Origin of the sequence: Paracidovorax cattleyae (assembly GCF_900104515.1) — a bacterium.
Lineage (GTDB): Bacteria > Pseudomonadota > Gammaproteobacteria > Burkholderiales > Burkholderiaceae_C > Paracidovorax > Paracidovorax cattleyae.
The window spans coordinates 1-15,317 of record NZ_FNJL01000010.1 but is presented as its reverse complement, the minus strand read 5'-3'; the positions used below and the strand labels follow the sequence as shown (position 1 = coordinate 15,317).

Annotated in this window: 20 protein-coding genes and 1 pseudogene; 16 read left to right on the top strand and 5 right to left on the bottom strand. The window is 70.1% G+C overall.

Annotated features, from left to right (window positions below; genetic code table 11):
- The first annotated feature begins 340 nt into the window (after window positions 1–340).
- Window positions 341–763 (top strand): surface-adhesin E family protein, encoded by a 423-nt coding sequence (locus BLR05_RS09755; protein ID WP_092834142.1) that lies wholly within the window; start codon window positions 341–343, stop codon window positions 761–763.
- A gap of 22 nt (window positions 764–785) precedes the next feature.
- On the opposite strand, the gene BLR05_RS09750 is transcribed toward BLR05_RS09755, so the two are convergent.
- Together BLR05_RS09750 and BLR05_RS09745 are read right to left on the bottom strand one after the other, a co-directional pair.
- On the bottom strand, window positions 786–1,001 hold the full coding sequence (locus BLR05_RS09750; RefSeq protein WP_092834140.1) for a hypothetical protein: 216 nt from the start codon (window positions 999–1,001) through the stop codon (window positions 786–788).
- Between the two features lie 164 nt (window positions 1,002–1,165).
- On the bottom strand, window positions 1,166–1,573 hold the full coding sequence (locus BLR05_RS09745) for a hypothetical protein (protein WP_143015885.1): 408 nt from the start codon (window positions 1,571–1,573) through the stop codon (window positions 1,166–1,168).
- A gap of 398 nt (window positions 1,574–1,971) precedes the next feature.
- Here BLR05_RS09745 and BLR05_RS09740 point away from each other — a divergent pair, with 398 nt between their 5' ends.
- The 4 genes and pseudogenes from BLR05_RS09740 (at window position 1,972) to BLR05_RS09725 (ending at window position 4,653) form a co-directional block, all read left to right on the top strand.
- The gene (locus BLR05_RS09740) at window positions 1,972–2,229 is read left to right on the top strand and encodes a ParD-like family protein (protein ID WP_092834448.1); all 258 of its coding nucleotides are present in this window, start codon (window positions 1,972–1,974) and stop codon (window positions 2,227–2,229) included.
- Window positions 2,229–2,737: pseudogene (locus tag BLR05_RS09735) on the top strand (M24 family metallopeptidase). Before BLR05_RS09740 ends, BLR05_RS09735 begins: the two are co-directional and overlap by 1 nt.
- A 217-nt stretch (window positions 2,738–2,954) precedes the next feature.
- On the top strand, window positions 2,955–4,160 hold the full coding sequence (locus BLR05_RS09730) for a lyase family protein (protein WP_092834136.1): 1,206 nt from the start codon (window positions 2,955–2,957) through the stop codon (window positions 4,158–4,160).
- A gap of 31 nt (window positions 4,161–4,191) precedes the next feature.
- Window positions 4,192–4,653: a carboxymuconolactone decarboxylase family protein gene (locus BLR05_RS09725; protein ID WP_092834134.1), complete on the top strand. Its 462-nt coding sequence runs from the start codon at window positions 4,192–4,194 to the stop codon at window positions 4,651–4,653.
- A gap of 11 nt (window positions 4,654–4,664) precedes the next feature.
- On the opposite strand, the gene BLR05_RS09720 is transcribed toward BLR05_RS09725, so the two are convergent.
- Window positions 4,665–5,636 carry a LysR substrate-binding domain-containing protein gene (locus BLR05_RS09720; RefSeq protein ID WP_092834132.1) on the bottom strand — a complete coding sequence of 324 codons (972 nt, stop codon included), beginning with the start codon at window positions 5,634–5,636 and terminating at the stop codon, window positions 4,665–4,667.
- Between the two features lie 102 nt (window positions 5,637–5,738).
- Between BLR05_RS09720 and pcaH the strand changes: the two genes are divergently transcribed.
- Both pcaH and pcaG read left to right on the top strand, forming a co-directional pair.
- Entirely contained in the window at window positions 5,739–6,473 is a 735-nt protein-coding gene (gene pcaH, locus BLR05_RS09715) for a protocatechuate 3,4-dioxygenase subunit beta (RefSeq protein ID WP_092834446.1), read from the top strand.
- A gap of 22 nt (window positions 6,474–6,495) precedes the next feature.
- Window positions 6,496–7,104, top strand: coding sequence for a protocatechuate 3,4-dioxygenase subunit alpha (gene pcaG / locus BLR05_RS09710; RefSeq protein WP_092834130.1), 609 nt, complete (start codon window positions 6,496–6,498; stop codon window positions 7,102–7,104).
- Between the two features lie 59 nt (window positions 7,105–7,163).
- Here pcaG and BLR05_RS09705 read toward each other — a convergent pair whose 3' ends face one another.
- Window positions 7,164–7,925 carry a FadR/GntR family transcriptional regulator gene (locus BLR05_RS09705; protein ID WP_092834128.1) on the bottom strand — a complete coding sequence of 254 codons (762 nt, stop codon included), beginning with the start codon at window positions 7,923–7,925 and terminating at the stop codon, window positions 7,164–7,166.
- Between the two features lie 164 nt (window positions 7,926–8,089).
- Between BLR05_RS09705 and BLR05_RS09700 the strand changes: the two genes are divergently transcribed.
- The 9 genes from BLR05_RS09700 to BLR05_RS09660 all read left to right on the top strand — a co-directional run bounded on the left by BLR05_RS09700 (window position 8,090) and on the right by BLR05_RS09660 (window position 15,004).
- The gene (locus tag BLR05_RS09700) at window positions 8,090–8,575 is read left to right on the top strand and encodes a RidA family protein (RefSeq protein ID WP_092834126.1); all 486 of its coding nucleotides are present in this window, start codon (window positions 8,090–8,092) and stop codon (window positions 8,573–8,575) included.
- A gap of 15 nt (window positions 8,576–8,590) precedes the next feature.
- A complete protein-coding gene (locus tag BLR05_RS09695; RefSeq protein WP_092834124.1) occupies window positions 8,591–9,256 on the top strand; it encodes an amino acid ABC transporter permease in 666 nt (221 codons plus the stop codon).
- A gap of 1 nt (window position 9,257) precedes the next feature.
- On the top strand, window positions 9,258–9,914 hold the full coding sequence (locus BLR05_RS09690; protein WP_092834122.1) for an amino acid ABC transporter permease: 657 nt from the start codon (window positions 9,258–9,260) through the stop codon (window positions 9,912–9,914).
- Window positions 9,895–10,623 (top strand): amino acid ABC transporter ATP-binding protein, encoded by a 729-nt coding sequence (locus BLR05_RS09685; protein WP_092834120.1) that lies wholly within the window; start codon window positions 9,895–9,897, stop codon window positions 10,621–10,623. The genes BLR05_RS09690 and BLR05_RS09685 overlap by 20 nt, the downstream gene beginning before the upstream one ends.
- 40 nt (window positions 10,624–10,663) lie before the next feature.
- Window positions 10,664–11,443: a transporter substrate-binding domain-containing protein gene (locus tag BLR05_RS09680; RefSeq protein WP_092834118.1), complete on the top strand. Its 780-nt coding sequence runs from the start codon at window positions 10,664–10,666 to the stop codon at window positions 11,441–11,443.
- A 4-nt stretch (window positions 11,444–11,447) separates the two neighbouring features.
- Window positions 11,448–12,488: a succinylglutamate desuccinylase/aspartoacylase family protein gene (locus BLR05_RS09675; RefSeq protein ID WP_244160074.1), complete on the top strand. Its 1,041-nt coding sequence runs from the start codon at window positions 11,448–11,450 to the stop codon at window positions 12,486–12,488.
- Window positions 12,485–13,492, top strand: coding sequence for a threonine ammonia-lyase (locus BLR05_RS09670; protein WP_244160073.1), 1,008 nt, complete (start codon window positions 12,485–12,487; stop codon window positions 13,490–13,492). Before BLR05_RS09675 ends, BLR05_RS09670 begins: the two co-directional genes overlap by 4 nt.
- An 11-nt stretch (window positions 13,493–13,503) precedes the next feature.
- Complete coding sequence (locus tag BLR05_RS09665; protein WP_092834442.1) at window positions 13,504–14,436, top strand: sugar kinase; 933 nt, start codon at window positions 13,504–13,506, stop codon at window positions 14,434–14,436.
- Between the two features lie 163 nt (window positions 14,437–14,599).
- The gene (locus BLR05_RS09660; protein WP_092834114.1) at window positions 14,600–15,004 is read left to right on the top strand and encodes a Fur family transcriptional regulator; all 405 of its coding nucleotides are present in this window, start codon (window positions 14,600–14,602) and stop codon (window positions 15,002–15,004) included.
- 6 nt (window positions 15,005–15,010) lie between these two features.
- Here BLR05_RS09660 and BLR05_RS09655 read toward each other — a convergent pair.
- A partial coding sequence (locus tag BLR05_RS09655) for a transposase (protein ID WP_143015884.1) occupies window positions 15,011–15,317 on the bottom strand: 307 nt, incomplete at its 5' end.

Genomic DNA, 15,317 nt, shown 5'->3' with positions numbered 1-15,317 from the left:
ATGGAGTTCTGCAGAGCACCGCCCCAGAGGGGAAATTGCTCTGTGGTGCTCCTGGTTATCCTATGCCGGCGGTTCGAGTCCCTCCGGGCAGGCCACGGCTTCCCACGCACACCGACAAGCAACTTACCTGCCTTCACGGCCCGTATCGGAACGGCGCCGCTATTCTGGGACCCGCGGGGTCTCGGCCGGTGCCGTGGCCACTCGCGGTCCGGCGGCTGTCCGGGGTGCTCCGCAGCCCGGGTGGTCACCCCGCACCTTCTTCGGCCGGCCATGAAGCCCATGGCGCAAAGGGGGGGATGCGTGAATTGATGACAATGGCGCACCACCTCCTGCCACATCCATGCACCTTTTGATCGCCGGCGTCCTGCTGGCCTCCCTTTCCCTGTCCTCCGCGGCGGATGGCGGGTGGTTCACCGTGTATGGGGATCCGGTGCAGAGCGAGCGCGACCTGATACAGATCCGCCCGGCGTCCATCGCCCACCTAGAAGGCGACCTGATCAGCGTGGAGGTGCGCGTCACCCGGGACACCTTGCGCGAGGCCTACGGTGGCGGGCAGTACCGCGGGCACCAGAGCCTGGCGGTGGTCGATTGCGCGCAGCGGGAGGCCTGGTATACCCGCATGCGCTTCTACGCGCAGCCGGGTTGGAACGGTGCGGCGAGCACGGAGCGGACGTTCAGGCAGGGAGAGGCTCCGGTCACCTTCAAGGCCATCCCGGACCAGGCGGACCGGCTGGTGCGGGCGGCGTGCCGGCTGCGCCGCTGAATCGCACCGGGGAGGCGGGGTTTCAACCCAGCCACTGCCGGTGGCGGGGAACGCCTTCGTCCGAAAACTGGGATTGCACGGCCTGGCGGCTGTCGGGAATGTCCTCGGCGTCCGGGCAGGGTTCGTGGTCGCCGAGCTGTGCCTGCCAGCGCGGCACGTCGCGCTGTCCCATCTGCCGCGCACGCACGCCCTCGGTGGCATCGGAGGCAGGGCCTGCCGAGCATTGAACGACGAACATGCTGCACCTCCTTTTTCTGGCTTCAGATTCCCATTGGGCGCCTGGCAAGCGGCGCAGGGGGTGGGACGGGCAGGGCAGGGCTTGTAGGACAGCGCCTGCTGGCATCCCGCAATCCCTGTAGCCCTGCCCTGCTCCACTGCGCGCCCGGGGAGGGGCGGGCAGGGTCAACGGCCGCTGGAACCTCCGGCACCGCCGCTGCTGCCACCGCCGCTGCCGGTACCCCCGCCATTGGAGCCTCCGGAGCCGGAGCCGCCGGAGCCATTGCTGCCAGCGCCGCCCGGCGTGCCGCCGGAGCCTCCCGAGCCGGTACCGGAACTTCCGGAACCGCTGGTGGAACCGCTGCCGGAATGCGTGCCACCGGAGTTGCGTTCGTCCTTATGGGCGCCGGAGCGCTTGGTGGCGCCGCTGGCCCGGTGGGACGGGGTATCGGCAGTGCTGCCGCCCATGGCGCCGCCGGACGAACCGCCCGACGCCTGTGCCTGCGCCAGCGGGGCGCCCATCAGCATCGCGCCCGAAATCAGCGCACCGGCGCAGTACTGCAGCGTCTTGCGCATCTGTGGATTCCTGTTCATGGATGGATCTCCTTGTGTCGTGGTTGAAGGACGCCAGCTTCGCCCCGCAGCGGCCCGGCCGTTTGTAGGACGCGCGGCGGATATCCGTCGCCACGGCCAGCACGGTTTACGAAAGTTGCAGGGGATACACACCTGGCACCGGACAGTGACCGGTGCGATGCACGCCGGGGCGACCTCCTACGCGCGAATGGTGAACGAAACCCGGCTGGACTCACTGATCAGCGAGCCGCGCAGCAGTTGCAGGAATTCCGGCGCCGGGGCACCTGGCCGCCCTCGCTCTGCACGGGCTCGACGACCACGGCGGCGATGTTGTCGGCGGCGGTGCACTTCAGGCCAACGCCTCCCTACCAATCTACGAAAAAAATACAATTCATATACGTTTCATATAAAGAATGGCCATGGGCATCGTCAAGATCTCCGACCGAATGCACGACAACCTGCGCATCGCCGGCAACGCGCTGAGCCGCTCCATCAATGCCCAGGCGGAGCACTGGATGCGCATCGGCATGCTGAGCGAGCTGCACCCCGACCTGGACCACCGGCAGATCTGCCAATGGCTGGTGCGCGCCGAACTCGCGGGGGGGCTGGACATCGCCACCGCCGTCGGTGCGGGGGCATCCCCAGCCCCCGTGGCCATGGCGCAAGGCGCACGCTGATGGCGCGCACCATCGCCCTCAAGTCCGCGCAGGACCTCGGCAAGGCGCGCGAAGCCGGCAGGCTTGCCGCGGAGGTGCTGGCCATGATCGGCCCGCGTGTCGTGCCGGGCGTGAGCACGGAAGCGCTGGACCGCCCCTGCCACGAGCACATCGTCGGCGTGCAGGGCACCGTGCCGGCCAACGTCGGCTATCTGGGCTACCCGAAGACCATCCTCACCTCCGTCAACCACGTGGTCTGCCATGGCATTCCCTCGGCGAGGCGCCGGACGCGCTGCACTATCGCAACCCCGGAGAGGGCCTGCGGCTGGAGCCGGGCATGGTCTTCACCATCGAACCCATGCTGAACGCCAGCCGCGCCGCGACCCGCCAGCTCGACGACGGCTGGACCGTCGTCACGCGGGACCGGTCCCTGTCCGCCCAGTGGGAGCACATGGTCGCCGCGACCCACGACGGCTTCGAGGTGCTGACGCGCTGGCCCGACGGAACAGGCGGCCGGGCCGCACCCTAGCGCGCAAAAAAGCCCGCCGACGGCCTGGTTGTGCCCGGCAGCGCTCCGGAAAAACACCCGGAACGTCCGCTGATCGTCCATCTTCGCGCGATGAACGCACGATTACAGGATTTTTCTTCCGGAAGGGCATGGGGGATTGCGCAGAATGCAGGCACCAGACCCCCATGCCCTGCGATAGAAGGCCGCTGCCGCGCCGCCATCACCTCCGAGGACCCGGATGACCGTACTAGAAGGCTTTCTCTCCACCCCCGAAGCCATCGAATCCTTTGGCGGCCGCAGCTTCGTGGATGCCATGCTGCGCTTCGAGGCCGCGCTCGCGCGCGCGCAGGCGCGCGTGGGTCTCATCGATCCCGCGCTGGCCGACACGGTGGCCAACACCTGCAGGGTGGACCTGTTCGACGTGCCCAAGATCGTGCGCGAAAGCGGCCATGCCGGCAGCCTCGCGATACCGCTGATCGCCGCGCTGAAGGAGGCGATCGGCCTGTTCAACCCGCAGGCTGTGGCAGCCACCCACGTCGGCAGCACCAGCCAGGACGTCATCGATACCGCCATGGCCCTGGTGACCCGGCCGGTGCTGGACGCCATCGTGCAGGATGCCCACGCCATCCGGGGTGAGCTGCTGCGGCTGGCGGAGCAGCATGCAGAGACCCCCCTGCTGGCACGCACCCTGGGCCAGCCGGCCTCCGTCACCAGCTTCGGCTGGAAATGCGTGCTCTGGGCCGATGCCGTGGGGCGCTGCCTGGCGCGCCTGTGCGAGACCGCACCCACCGCCCTGGCGGTGCAACTGGGCGGCGCCGTGGGCACGCAGGCCGAGCTGCGCGGCCAGGGAGCGGCCATCGTCGCCCTCATGGCGGCCGAACTCGGGCTGTCCGCGCCCCCCACGCCGCGCCACACCCTGCGCGACGCCTGGGTGGCGCTGGGCTGCGACATCGGCCTGCTGGTCGGCACGCTCGGCAAGATCGCGCGGGACCTGTCGCTGATGGCGCAGTTCGAGGTGGGCGAAGTGTCCGAACCCACGGGCAAGGGCCGCGGCACGTCCTCGGCCATGCCGCACAAGCGCAACCCCGTGGCCTGCATGACCGCGCTGGCCGCGGCGCAGCGCGCGCCCCAGGCCGTGGCGGCGCTGCTGGGCGCGATGCCGCAGGAGCACGAGCGGGCGCTCGGCCACTGGCAGGCCGAACTGGCCGAATGGTCGCAGCTGATGCTGTGCGCCCATGGCGCGTCCCGCGCGCTCGCATCCGCCCTGCCCGGCCTCGAGGTGCATGCCGCCCGCATGCGCGCCAACCTGGAGGCATTGCGCGCGCAACTGCCCGCCGCCACCGCCGCGGAATGGTTCGATCCGGCCCTGGCGGCCCATGCCGGCACGCTGGCGCGCGCACAGATCGCGCGGCTGCGCGAGGCACCCTCCGGCACGGCCGCCTGACCGCGGCGCCCCCTTTTTTGACTGCAACGCCATGACGTCTCCGCAAGCCCCCTTTCCGCCCCCGGACTCGGACTCCGCCTCCACCACCCGCGCCGAGGATTTCGATGCCGGCCTGCGCAACCGCCGCCGCATCCTGGGCGACGCCTGGGTGGACCGCTCGCTGCACCACCGCACGCCGTTCAATACCGAGTTCCAGGAACTCATCACCCGGCACGCCTGGCAGGACATCTGGGGCCGGCCGGCGCTCGGCGACCGGACGCGGCGCTTCATGGTGCTGTCGATGATGCTGGGCATCCACGCCTACGAGGAGTTCGCGCTGCACGTGCGCGCGGCGCTCGACGGCCCGCCCGAGTCGCGGCTCACGCCCGACGAGATCAAGGAAGTGATCCTCATGGCGGCCATCTACTGCGGCGTGCCGGTCGCCAACCATGCCTTCGGGATCGCGACCGGCATCCTGCGCGAGAAGGGCCTGCTGCCGCAGCCGCAGGGCTGACACCCCTCGCTTCAGCGCCGTGCCGCGCGCCGCGTGCCGGCCAGCGACCGGCGCAGCAGGTCCGCCAGCGCCGCGGCCGCGGCCGGCACCGGTGCATCGCGGCGGCGCAGCACGCCGATGGGCTCTTCGGTGCCGCCGGTGTCCACGCGCAGCCGCGCCAGCCGGCCGGCGCGCAAGTCGTCCTCCACCGCGCCCAGGGGCGTGGCCCATACCGCGTCGGACGCCAGCACCAGGCTGCGCGCCAGCGCCGTGTCCAGCGTCTCGAGCAGCGCGTCGGGCATGGCGAGGCCGCGGTCCGAGAACAGACCTGCCGTGTGGTGGCGCGGCACGGTCCCTTCCGGATAGACCACCCAGGGCAGCTGCCGCAGCGTCCCGAGCCCCGGCCGCCGGCCGGCCTGCGCATGCCCCTGCGCCACCGCCAGCACCAGCGGCTCGATGCGCAGCAGCTCGAAGGTCAGCCCTTCCATGTGCTGCGGATCGCTCATGCGGCCCACCACCAGGTCCACCGCGCCGGCGCGCAGGTCGTCGAGCAATGCATCGTTGGCGGCCGCGCGCACTTCCAGCACCAGCGCCGGGCGCAGCGCGCGCAGGCGCACGAGGCTGTCCGCCACCAGGCTGCGCGCGGCGCTGGGCAGCAGCCCCAGCCGCAGGCGCTCGGCCCGGGGCGCGCCGGCCGGCCGCAGCGCCGCCGCGCCCGCCTGCACTGCATCGAGTGCCGCCCGCGCATGCACCAGCAGCCGCTCCCCCGCGGCCGTCAGCCCGAGGATGCCGCGCCGGCCCGATGCCGCGCGCTCCACCAGCGGCTCCCCCGCCAGCGCCTCGAGCTCGGTCAGGATCTTGGACACCGCCGGCTGGCTCACCGACAGGCGCGCCGCCGCGCGCGCCAGATGGCGCTCCTGTGCCACCACCACCAGGCAGCGCAGGTGCCGCAGCTGCAGCCCGCGGGACACGGCATCCGCGGAAGAAAGAAGGTGCACTGCCATCCATTCCCTTCGGTTATTGAAGAAACACGATTCTTCAATTTACAGCATGGACGGCGCCCCCTTAGAGTGGGGACCGGTTTCCACCACACGATGCACCGCACCATGACCAACGAGACAAGCGCACCGCCGGCCGCGGCCCTGGCCCCGCGCGACTGGCCCAGCCATCCCTCCTACCTCTATCCCGGCTACCGATCCACTGCGAAGCGCGGGCCCACCCGGCCGCTCGTGCCGCTCAAGGCGCGGCTGGGCGACATGCGCCAGCCGGTGTACGACCACACCTGCATCGGCGCGCTCGACCACGACCTGACCCGCAACGCCCAGCGCAACGGCCAGCCGATCGGCGAGCGGATGGTGCTGGCAGGCCAGGTGCTCGACGAGCGCCGCCGCCCCGTGCGCAACACCCTGATCGAGATCTGGCAGGCCAATGCCGCCGGCCGCTATGTGCACAAGAACGACCAGCACGATGCGCCGCTGGACCCCAACTTCCTGGGTGCAGGCCGCTGCCTCACCGACGACGAGGGCCGCTACCGCTTCCTGACCATCAAGCCCGGCGCCTACCCCTGGGGCAACCATCCCAACGCGTGGCGGCCCCAGCACATCCACCTCTCGCTGTTCGGAGAGCATTTCGGCAGCCGCCTGGTGACGCAGATGTACTTCCCCGGCGATCCGCTCATGCAATACGACCCGATGGTCAACAGCACCCCGGAGCACGCCCGCGGCCGCCTCGTCTCGGACTTCGACCTCGACCTCACCGAGGAAGGCTTCGCGCTCAGCTACCGCTTCGACATCGTGCTGCGCGGCGCGGCAGAGACGCCGTTCGAAAGCGGACGCGGCTGACCCGCGGCAGGAGACACCGACCATGATGCAAGGTTTGAAAGACAGCTTCGGGCAGACGCCCTCCCAGACCGTGGGCCCCTACTTCGCGTACGGACTGGTGCCGCAGCAGTACGGCTACGACCACGGCCAGCCCTTCGGCACCGTGCTCGCGCTGGACGGCGCGCGCGGCGAGCGCATCCGCCTCGAAGGGCGCGTGCTCGACGGCGACGGGGTGCCCGTCTCCGACGCGTTGGTGGAGATCGCCCAGGCCGACGGCAGCGGCACCTATCCCGCCACCGTCGCCGAGGCGGCAGAACGCGGCTTCCGCGCCTTCGGCCGCTGCGGCACCGGCACCGATGCCGGCCACCGCTACCGCTTCGACACCGTCAAGCCCGGCCCCGAGGCGCCGGGCCTCGCACCGCACATCCACGTGATCGTGACCATGCGCGGCCTGCTGCTGCACACCTTCACGCGCGTGTACTTCAGCGACGAGGCCGCCGCCAACGCGGCCGACCCGGTCCTGGCCGGCGTGCCGGCGGAGCGCCGGCACACGCTGATCGCGCAGCGCGCGGACTCCGGCGAGGGCGGCGTGGTGTACCGGTTCGACATCCACATGCAGGGCGCGCAGGAAACCGTTTTCTTCGACCTGTAGGCCGCGGCAGCTCCCACGTCCGGGGCTGCCTTCATCGAGCCGGGCCCGTCCGGCCCTGCTCAGCCATACAGGCTGAGCGATCCCAGGATGCGCGTGAAATACTCCTCGGCCAGGCGCGAGGCGGCCTTGCCGTCGCGCCGGACCAGCGCCTCCACGATCTCGCTCAGTTCGCGCACCGCCTGCTCCCGCACCAGCGGGCTCACGGGCCCGTGCACGCCGGTACGGCCGTCGTAGTCCACGGCCCGGCGGTCGTTGATGACCGTCTCGAAGACCTGGACCAGGAAGCGGTTGTGCGTCGCCCTGAAGATGGCCAGGTGGACGCCGTAGATCCCTTCCTTGAAGGCCAGCCAGCGCTCCGCCTCGCGCACCACGGCCAGCTGCTGCCGCATGCGGGCGAAATCCTCCTCATCCGCCCGCCGTGCGGACAGCTCCATCATCGCCGGCTCGAACAGCAGGCGCCCTTCCAGGATTTCCGCGTAGGTCGGCACGTTCTCGTGGTGCGCGGCCACCGGCAGGTCGGTGGCGCTGAGCACCTGCTCCGCGCTTTCCTTCAGATAGGTGCCGCTGCCCACCTTGCGCACCACCAGCCCCTGGTGCTCCATCATGGCCAGCGCATGCCGCACCGTCCCGCGCGAGGCCTCGAAACGCACGGACATGGTGCGTTCGTCCGGCAGCTTGTCGCCCTCCCGGAGGGCGCCCTCGCGGATGGATTGCAGGATGGCCCGGTACACGCGCGTCGCGGCCGCCTTGTCCTGCCCCGCGATGCGCGGCGAAATGTCCGACAGCGACACGCCCCCTCCTGCGTCCGGCGCCGGTGACATGGTTCTTTTTTTGCTCGAATGGTCAACCATTTATGTGCCAATTCGGGTTGCACCCGATATAAAACGAGGTCAATTGGTCTAATCTAGAAACAATAAAGCGCAAATTGGTTCGTCATCTCAACCATTTTAGAACCAATTGGCATCGTTGTTGCTTAGAGTTTTCCATGAACCAGACCATTGTCCCTTCTTCATCGCCGGAAGAGCGCCTGGCCTTCCTGGGCATCCACCTGCCCCCGCCACCCCAGCCCGTGGCCAATTTCGTCGCCGCGCGGCGCGTAGGGCCGTTTCTCTATCTCTCCGGCCAGGGCCCCCTGGAGGCGGGCGGGCACCTGCACACCGGCGTGGTCGGCGAAGGGGTCAGCATCGCCCAGGCCTATGCGCACGCACGCCTGACCGGGCTCAACCTGCTGGCGGTCGCGCGCAATGCGCTGGGCGACCTGGGCCGGGTGCGCAGCGTGGTCAAGCTGCTGGCGTTCGTCAACGGTGCGCCGGGCTTCGCGCAGCACCCCCAGGTCATCAACGGCTGCTCCGACCTCTTCGTCGAGGTGTTCGGAGAAGCGGTGGGCCGGGGCGCGCGCTCGGCCATCGGGGCGGGTTCGCTGCCCGGCAACCAGACGGTGGAAATCGAGGCCATCCTCGAGGTCGAGTGACAGGCGGTCCCGGCCATGGACTATGTCTTCCAATTCGACCAGCTGGAGCCCTACTGGGGACAGCTCCTGCAGGGCCTGCTCCACACCCTGGGCTTCGCCGCCGCCATCATCGGTATCGGGGTGGCCCTCGGCCTCTGCGGCGCCCTGGCACTGACCTACGGCGGCCGGCCCCTGCGGGCGGTGACGCGCATCTATGTGGAGTTCTTCCGCAACACCCCGGCGCTGGTGCAGCTGTTCCTCATCTACTTCGGCCTGCCGCACCTCGGGCTGCGGCTGGAGGCGCCGGTGGCCGGCGTGCTTTCGCTGTCGCTCTATGCCGGCGCCTACTTCGTGGAAATCTTCCGCTCCGGCCTGCTGTCCGTGCCCCGGGGACTCGCCGAAGCGGGCGCCGCGCTGGGGCTGCGCACGCCGCAAGTGCTCTGGCACATCATGCTGGTGCCCGCGCTGCGCAACGTGTTCCCGGCCATGGCCAGCCAGATGGTGCTGACCCTGATAGGCACCAGCCTGATCTCCCAGATCGGCGTGGAGGACATCTTCCACGCGGGCAGCTTCGTGGACTCGCGCACCTTCCGCAGCTTCGAGGTGTATGCGGTCATCTGCGGCCTGTACTTCCTCGCCGTGGTCGCCCTGCGGTTGCTGCTCGCCGCCGCACGGCGCCGCCTGTTCGGAAAGGAGTCCTGACATGCGCGGACTTTCCATGGCCGACTTCGGGATGATCCTGTTCGCGATGCGGTGGACGGTGGCGCTGGCCCTGGCCTCCTTCGCGATCGGCTCCGTGGTCGCCCTGCTGGTGGCCAGCGCACGCACCGCGCGGGCCGCATGGCTGCGCGCGCTCGCACGGGCCTACATCGAACTGGTGCAGGGCATCCCCTTGCTGGGGCTGCTGTTCCTGCTGTACTTCGGCGTTCCCATGCTGACGGGATGGCAGGTGGATGCGTTCCTGGCGGCGGTCGTCGCCTTCTCGCTGTCCGCCGGGGCGTTCCTGGGCGACATCTGGCGCGGCAGCATCGAGGCGGTGCCCAAGGGCCAGTGGGAGTCGGCCGCCTGCGTGGGGCTGCGGCGGCTGCAGGTGCTGCGCCACGTGATCTGGCCCCAGGCCGCCCGCATCGCGCTGCCGCCCACCATCGGCTATCTCGTGCAGCTCATCAAGAACACCTCGCTGGCGGCCCTGGTCGGCCTGGTCGAGCTGACGCGCGCCGGACAGATCGTGAGCGGATCGACGCTCCAGCACCTTCCCGTGTTCTGCGCGGTGGCCCTGTGCTACTTCGCCGTCTGTTATCCCCTGGCGCGCTACGCGCTCTATCTCGAAGGACGCATGCATGTCGCTCGTGGTCATTGATTCGGTGGAAAAGCACTATGGGAGCAACCACGTCCTGCGCGGCGTGAGCACGGAAGTGCGGCGCGGCGACATCGTCGCCCTGGTCGGGCGCAGCGGCTCGGGCAAGAGCACCCTGCTGCGCTGCGTGAACGGGCTGGAGACCATCAGCGCGGGCCGCATCGCGGTCGGCGGGGTGGACGTGCAGTCCCCGCGCACCGACCTGCCCGCGCTGCGCCAGCGCGTCGGCATGGTGTTCCAGAGCTTCAACCTCTTCCCGCACCTTTCGGCCTGCCGCAACGTGACCCTGGCGCCGATCCTGACGAAGCGCGTTCCCCGGGACGGGGCCCGCGAACTGGCCCGGGACATGCTCGAGCGCGTGGGGCTCGGCAACAAGCTGGACGCCATGCCGTCGCAGCTGTCCGGCGGCCAGCAGCAGCGCGTGGCGATCGCCCGGGCGCTGGCCATGTCCCCGGAACTGATGCTGTTCGACGAGGCCACGTCCGCGCTGGACCCCGAACTGGTGGGCGAAGTGCTGCGCGTCATGGAAGACCTCGCCCGCAGCGGCATGACGATGATGGTCGTCACCCACGAGATGGCCTTCGCGCGCAAGGTCGCCTCCGAAATCCTCTTCATGAACCAGGGCCGCATCTGGGAGCGCGGCACGCCCGAAGCGATGTTCGGCGCGCCGCAGACCCCGGAATTCCGCCAGTTCATCGCCAACGTCCACTAGACGACGACCGATATCCCCATCCCCCTCCAGGAGTCCCACCATGCACATCCGTCGCAAGTCCCTGATCGCCGCCGCGGTCCTGGCGCTGTCCCCCTTCCTGGCCCATGCCGACAAGCTGGCCGACATCCAGAGCAAGAAGGTCCTGCGCGTGGCCGTCACCATCGACGCCGCGCCCTGGGGCTTCACCGACGCCTCCGGCAAGCCCGTCGGCCTGGACGTAGAGCTGGCCGAGCAGCTGGCGCAGGCGCTGGGCGCCAAGCTCGAACTGCAGCAGGTGACCGGCGCCAACCGCATCCCCTACCTGCTCTCCAACAAGGTGGACGTGCTGGTGGCCGCCCTGGGCTCCTCGCCCGAGCGCGCCAGGCAGGTCGCGTTCTCCAAGCCCTATGCGGCCACCGTGCTGGGCGTCTATGCCGGTCCGTCGGTGCCCAGGGCCGGTGAGCTGCAGCAACTGGCCGACGTGCAGATCGCCGTGGCGAAAGGCTCGACGCCGGACCTCTCGCTGACGGAAGCCCTGCCCAAGGCCCGGATCCTGCGCCTGGAAGACACCGCCTCCGCGCTGTCCGCCTTCCTGGCCGGCCAGGCCCAGGCGTTCGCCGAGAACAACTTCATCGCCCAGAAGATCGCGGACGAGAACCCGTCCCGCGGCATCGAGCTGAAGGCGAAGATCCGCACCAGCCCCGCCTACATCGCCGTGTCCCCGCGCGAGCCCGCCCTGCTGGCCGAGATCAACAGGTTCCTCGACGCCAGGCAGGCGGACGGCACGCTCGCGAAGCTGCGCCTGAAGTGGTTCAAGGACGAACAGAAAGACATCCGCTGACATCATGACTCCCCGTCCCTCCACCTTTTTCACCGACATCGACTGGCAGGCCCCCGGCAAGCAGGTGGGCAGCGCCTGGCTGCCCTATTCCGCGCACGACGACGCATGGGGCGCCGTCACCATCCCCCTGGCGGTGATCCGCGGCGAACACGACGGCCCCACCGTGTTCCTCACGGGGGCCATCCACGGCGACGAGTACGAAGGCCCGATCGTCATCAACGAGCTCATCCGCAGCGTGCAGCCGTCGCAGGTGCGCGGCCGCCTGATCCTGATGCCCGCGGCCAACGCGCCCGCCATGCGCGCACACTCGCGCGTCAGCCCGCTGGACGGCCGCAACCTCGCGCGCGTCTTCCCCGGCAACCCGTTCGGCACGCCCACCGAACAGATCGCCGCCTTCATCCACAACGTGGTGTTCCCGCAGTGCGACGCCTACGTGGACCTCCATGCGGGCGGCAGCTCGCTCTTCATCGAGGAAAGCGCCCAGGTCGTCGTCACGCCCTCCCTGCGCGACGAAACGCGCGAGAAGGCCGAGGCCATGGCGCGCTGGTTCGGCGCCCGCTACACCGTCGTCACCGACAACATGGGCGACCCGCGCACCAGCTGCGGCGCCGCTGCCGCACTCGGGCTGGCGGCCATCGCCGCCGAAATGGGCGCCAACGGCAGCATCTCGCCCACGGGCGTGCAGCGCACGCGCGAATGCGTGGCGCGGGTGCTCGACGGCCTCGGCGTGCTGCCGGCCGCGGCCCCCCTGCCGGCCGCCGGGCCCAGCCGCCTCGTGCGCATGGCGCCCGGGGCCAACCTGCTCTGCCCCGGGGACGGCTGGTTCGAACCCCTGCACGCCCTGGGCCGCCGGGTCGAGGCCGGAGAGGTCGCGGGCCGCCTGCACCGTCTCAGCGAACCGGGCGAGGAGCCCCGCGAGATCCGCTTCGCGGTGGGCGGTGTGCTCTACTCGCAGCGGACCTTCGGCATCGCGCGGCAGGGCAACAGCCTCTGCGTACTGGTGGAAGACCTCCCCGGCAACGCCACACCGGGAGCACAGCATTGAAGCCCGCCATCCACGCCCACGCCGAGCGCGCGTCCTTCGCCGAAGCGGCCGATGCCCACCCTCCGGCCACCCTGGCCGACTACCGCGCGGCGCAGCAGCGCATCGCGCCCTACGTGCGGCGCACGCCGCTGGTGCAGGCCGCCCCCTGGACGCCTGCCGGCGCCGGCCAGTTGCGCCTCAAGGCGGAAAACCTGCAGGTGACCGGATCGTTCAAGGCGCGCGGCGCCTTCCACCGTGCGCTCAGCCTTCCCGGACACGTGCGCGGCCAGGGCCTCGCCACCGCCTCCGGCGGGAACTTCGGCGCTGCCGTGGCCTACGTGGGGCAGCAGCTGCACATCCCCGCCAACGTGTTCGTAATGAACACCAGCACCACGCTCACCCGCCAGCGGATCGAGCGGTACGGGGCGCGCCTGACGGTGCACGGCGACTTCTGGGACCAGAGCTGGGACGCCGCGGGCCAGGCCGTCGCCCGTGACGGCGGCGCGCTGCTGCACCCCTACGCGGACCGCGACGTGGTCACGGGACAGGGCACGCTGGCGCTGGAAATCCTCGACGAGTGGCCGGACGTTGAAACCCTGGTCGTCTCCATCGGCGGTGGCGGCCTGATCGCGGGCGTGGCGGAAGCCGCCAAGCTGGCCAACCCCTCGCTGCGCATCATCGGCGTCGAGGCCGCCGGCTGCCCCACGCTCGCCACCTGCCGCCAGCTGGGGCGGATCGTGGCCCTGGAGCAGGTATCGACCCGGGTGCCGATCCTCGCAGCCCGCTCCACCGAGCCGCTGAACTTCGCCCTCATCGAACGCTACGTGGACGAGATCGTGCTGGTGGACGAGGCCCACGTGCAAGCCTGTGCGGAGGCCGCTTGGAACGAAACCGGGCTGGCCATCGAGTACGGCGCGGCCACCGCCCTCGCCTCGGTGACGCAGAGGTGCTTCGAGCGCCGCGACGACGAGCGCATCGCGGTCGTGCTGTGCGGCAGCGGCATCGACGGACTCCCGCGCCCGTGAAGAAGGTGCCCATGAAGATCGCCCTCTTCGGCGAATGCATGCTGGAGCTGCGCGGCGAGGCCTTCGGCACGATGGCGCAGTCGTTCGGCGGCGACACGCTCAACGCCGCCGTCTACCTGGCCCGCTCGAGCCGCCGTGAGGCGCTGGCCGTGTGCTACGCCACCGCCCTGGGCACCGATGCATTCAGCGACGGCATGGTGAGCCGGTGGCACGCGGAAGGCCTGGACACCGGGCTGGTGCGCCGCCTGCCCGACCGCAGCCCCGGCCTGTACATGATCAGCGTCGATGCGCAGGGCGAGCGCCAGTTCGCCTACTGGCGCAAGGACAGCGCCGCCACCGCCTATTTCGGCGCCGGGTCCACGCCGCTGGAGGCCTCGGCCGGCGAACTGGACGCACTCTATTTCAGCGGCATCAGCCTCGCCATCCTGCCGCCCGAGGGCCGGCAGCGCCTGTTCTCGCTGGCGGCCGAGGTCAAGCGCCACGGCGGACGGGTCATCTTCGACAACAACTACCGCCCGCGTCTCTGGGCCAGCGCCGCGCAGGCGCGGGAGGCCTTCGCATCCGCCTACGCGATGGCCGACATCGCGCTGGTGACGATCGACGACGAACAGGCCCTGCACGCAGACCTTCCGCACGAAGAGGCCGTGCGCCGCAGCCTCGCGCTGCCGGTCCCCGAAGTGGTCCTCAAGCGCGGCGCCCTGCCCACCCTGGTCCGGCATGGGGCGGCGATGGCGGAAGTGCCCGCCATCCCCATCGCACGGGTGGTGGACACCACCGCCGCGGGCGATTCATTCGCCGGGGCGTACCTCGCACAGCGGCTCACGGGGGCCTCCACCGAGGCGTCCGCACGCGCGGGCAATCGCATGGCCGCAGCGGTGATCCAGCACCAGGGCGCGATCATTCCGCGGGATGCGATGGAGGAATTCCAGCGCCGCGGGGAGTAAAGCGCTCGCGTACCGGCCCCAGGCAGAGCGGATGCCCGGTCCCGACATATATGGAATGGGATGCGTTCTCGTTCTCGGCTACGATCGATCTTTGAGTCTGCGCGCCCGGCGTCACTGGATCGGGTGCGGAGGCCTTCCATCGTCTAAACGGGTTGAATCGCGCATGCAGCACACGGACAAGTTGAAGCAGATCGGGCTCAAGGCCACTTTGCCCCGGATGCAGGTGCTGGAACTGTTCGAACGCAGCGCGCAGAGGCATCTGTCCGCAGAGGACATTTACCGGCAGATGCTCGCCGCCGGCACCGACCTCGGCCTGGCGACGGTGTACCGCGTGCTGTCGCAGTTCGAGCAGGCCGGCCTGCTGAAGAAGAGCCAGCTGGGGGCCGGCAAGGCCGTCTATGAACTGAGCGACGACGAGCAGTGCCATGGCCACCTGGTGTCCCTGCTGGACGGGTCGGTGCAGGAGTTCTTCGACCCGGAGATCGAGGCGCGCCTGCATGCCATCGCGAAGGCGCGGGGGCTGGAAATGGCCGAGTACGTGGTGACGGTGTTCGGTCGGCCGGCCTAGAGGGTGTTATGAACTTCCCGCTGCGGCCAGCACCCGCGCGGCGGCGGGCAACATGAGCACTGCAAACACCAGGAAATGCAGTCCGCTGAGCACTTCGGGCAGCCGCTCATAATCCCGAGAAAGCCTGCGGAACCTCGCCAGCCAGCCGAAGCTTCGCTCCACCACCCAGCGCCGCGGCAGCAGCACGAAGCCCTTCTTCGCCTCGGGCAGCTTCACGATCTGCAGCTCGATGCCGTTGTCCCGTGCGGCCTCTGCTGCCGCCTCGCCCGTGTAGCCTTGATCCGCCCAACCCCGCTTCACCGAGTGGCCCGTG

Excerpts from the sequence above, each read along its gene's own strand:
- BLR05_RS09665 (WP_092834442.1), top strand. The coding sequence starts at position 13,504 with ATGAAGATCGCCCTCTTCGGCGAATGCATGCTGGAGCTGCGCGGCGAG.
- BLR05_RS09750 (WP_092834140.1), bottom strand. The coding sequence starts at position 1,001 with ATGTTCGTCGTTCAATGCTCGGCAGGCCCTGCCTCCGATGCCACCGAG.
- BLR05_RS09690 (WP_092834122.1), top strand. The coding sequence starts at position 9,258 with ATGCGCGGACTTTCCATGGCCGACTTCGGGATGATCCTGTTCGCGATG.
- BLR05_RS09740 (WP_092834448.1), top strand. The coding sequence starts at position 1,972 with ATGGGCATCGTCAAGATCTCCGACCGAATGCACGACAACCTGCGCATC.
- BLR05_RS09675 (WP_244160074.1), top strand. The coding sequence starts at position 11,448 with ATGACTCCCCGTCCCTCCACCTTTTTCACCGACATCGACTGGCAGGCC.
- BLR05_RS09685 (WP_092834120.1), top strand. The coding sequence starts at position 9,895 with ATGTCGCTCGTGGTCATTGATTCGGTGGAAAAGCACTATGGGAGCAAC.
- BLR05_RS09755 (WP_092834142.1), top strand. The coding sequence starts at position 341 with ATGCACCTTTTGATCGCCGGCGTCCTGCTGGCCTCCCTTTCCCTGTCC.
- BLR05_RS09705 (WP_092834128.1), bottom strand. The coding sequence starts at position 7,925 with ATGTCACCGGCGCCGGACGCAGGAGGGGGCGTGTCGCTGTCGGACATT.
- BLR05_RS09680 (WP_092834118.1), top strand. The coding sequence starts at position 10,664 with ATGCACATCCGTCGCAAGTCCCTGATCGCCGCCGCGGTCCTGGCGCTG.
- pcaH (WP_092834446.1), top strand. The coding sequence starts at position 5,739 with ATGACCAACGAGACAAGCGCACCGCCGGCCGCGGCCCTGGCCCCGCGC.
- BLR05_RS09720 (WP_092834132.1), bottom strand. The coding sequence starts at position 5,636 with ATGGCAGTGCACCTTCTTTCTTCCGCGGATGCCGTGTCCCGCGGGCTG.
- BLR05_RS09700 (WP_092834126.1), top strand. The coding sequence starts at position 8,090 with ATGAACCAGACCATTGTCCCTTCTTCATCGCCGGAAGAGCGCCTGGCC.
- pcaG (WP_092834130.1), top strand. The coding sequence starts at position 6,496 with ATGATGCAAGGTTTGAAAGACAGCTTCGGGCAGACGCCCTCCCAGACC.
- BLR05_RS09695 (WP_092834124.1), top strand. The coding sequence starts at position 8,591 with ATGGACTATGTCTTCCAATTCGACCAGCTGGAGCCCTACTGGGGACAG.
- BLR05_RS09660 (WP_092834114.1), top strand. The coding sequence starts at position 14,600 with ATGCAGCACACGGACAAGTTGAAGCAGATCGGGCTCAAGGCCACTTTG.
- BLR05_RS09725 (WP_092834134.1), top strand. The coding sequence starts at position 4,192 with ATGACGTCTCCGCAAGCCCCCTTTCCGCCCCCGGACTCGGACTCCGCC.
- BLR05_RS09730 (WP_092834136.1), top strand. The coding sequence starts at position 2,955 with ATGACCGTACTAGAAGGCTTTCTCTCCACCCCCGAAGCCATCGAATCC.
- BLR05_RS09745 (WP_143015885.1), bottom strand. The coding sequence starts at position 1,573 with ATGAACAGGAATCCACAGATGCGCAAGACGCTGCAGTACTGCGCCGGT.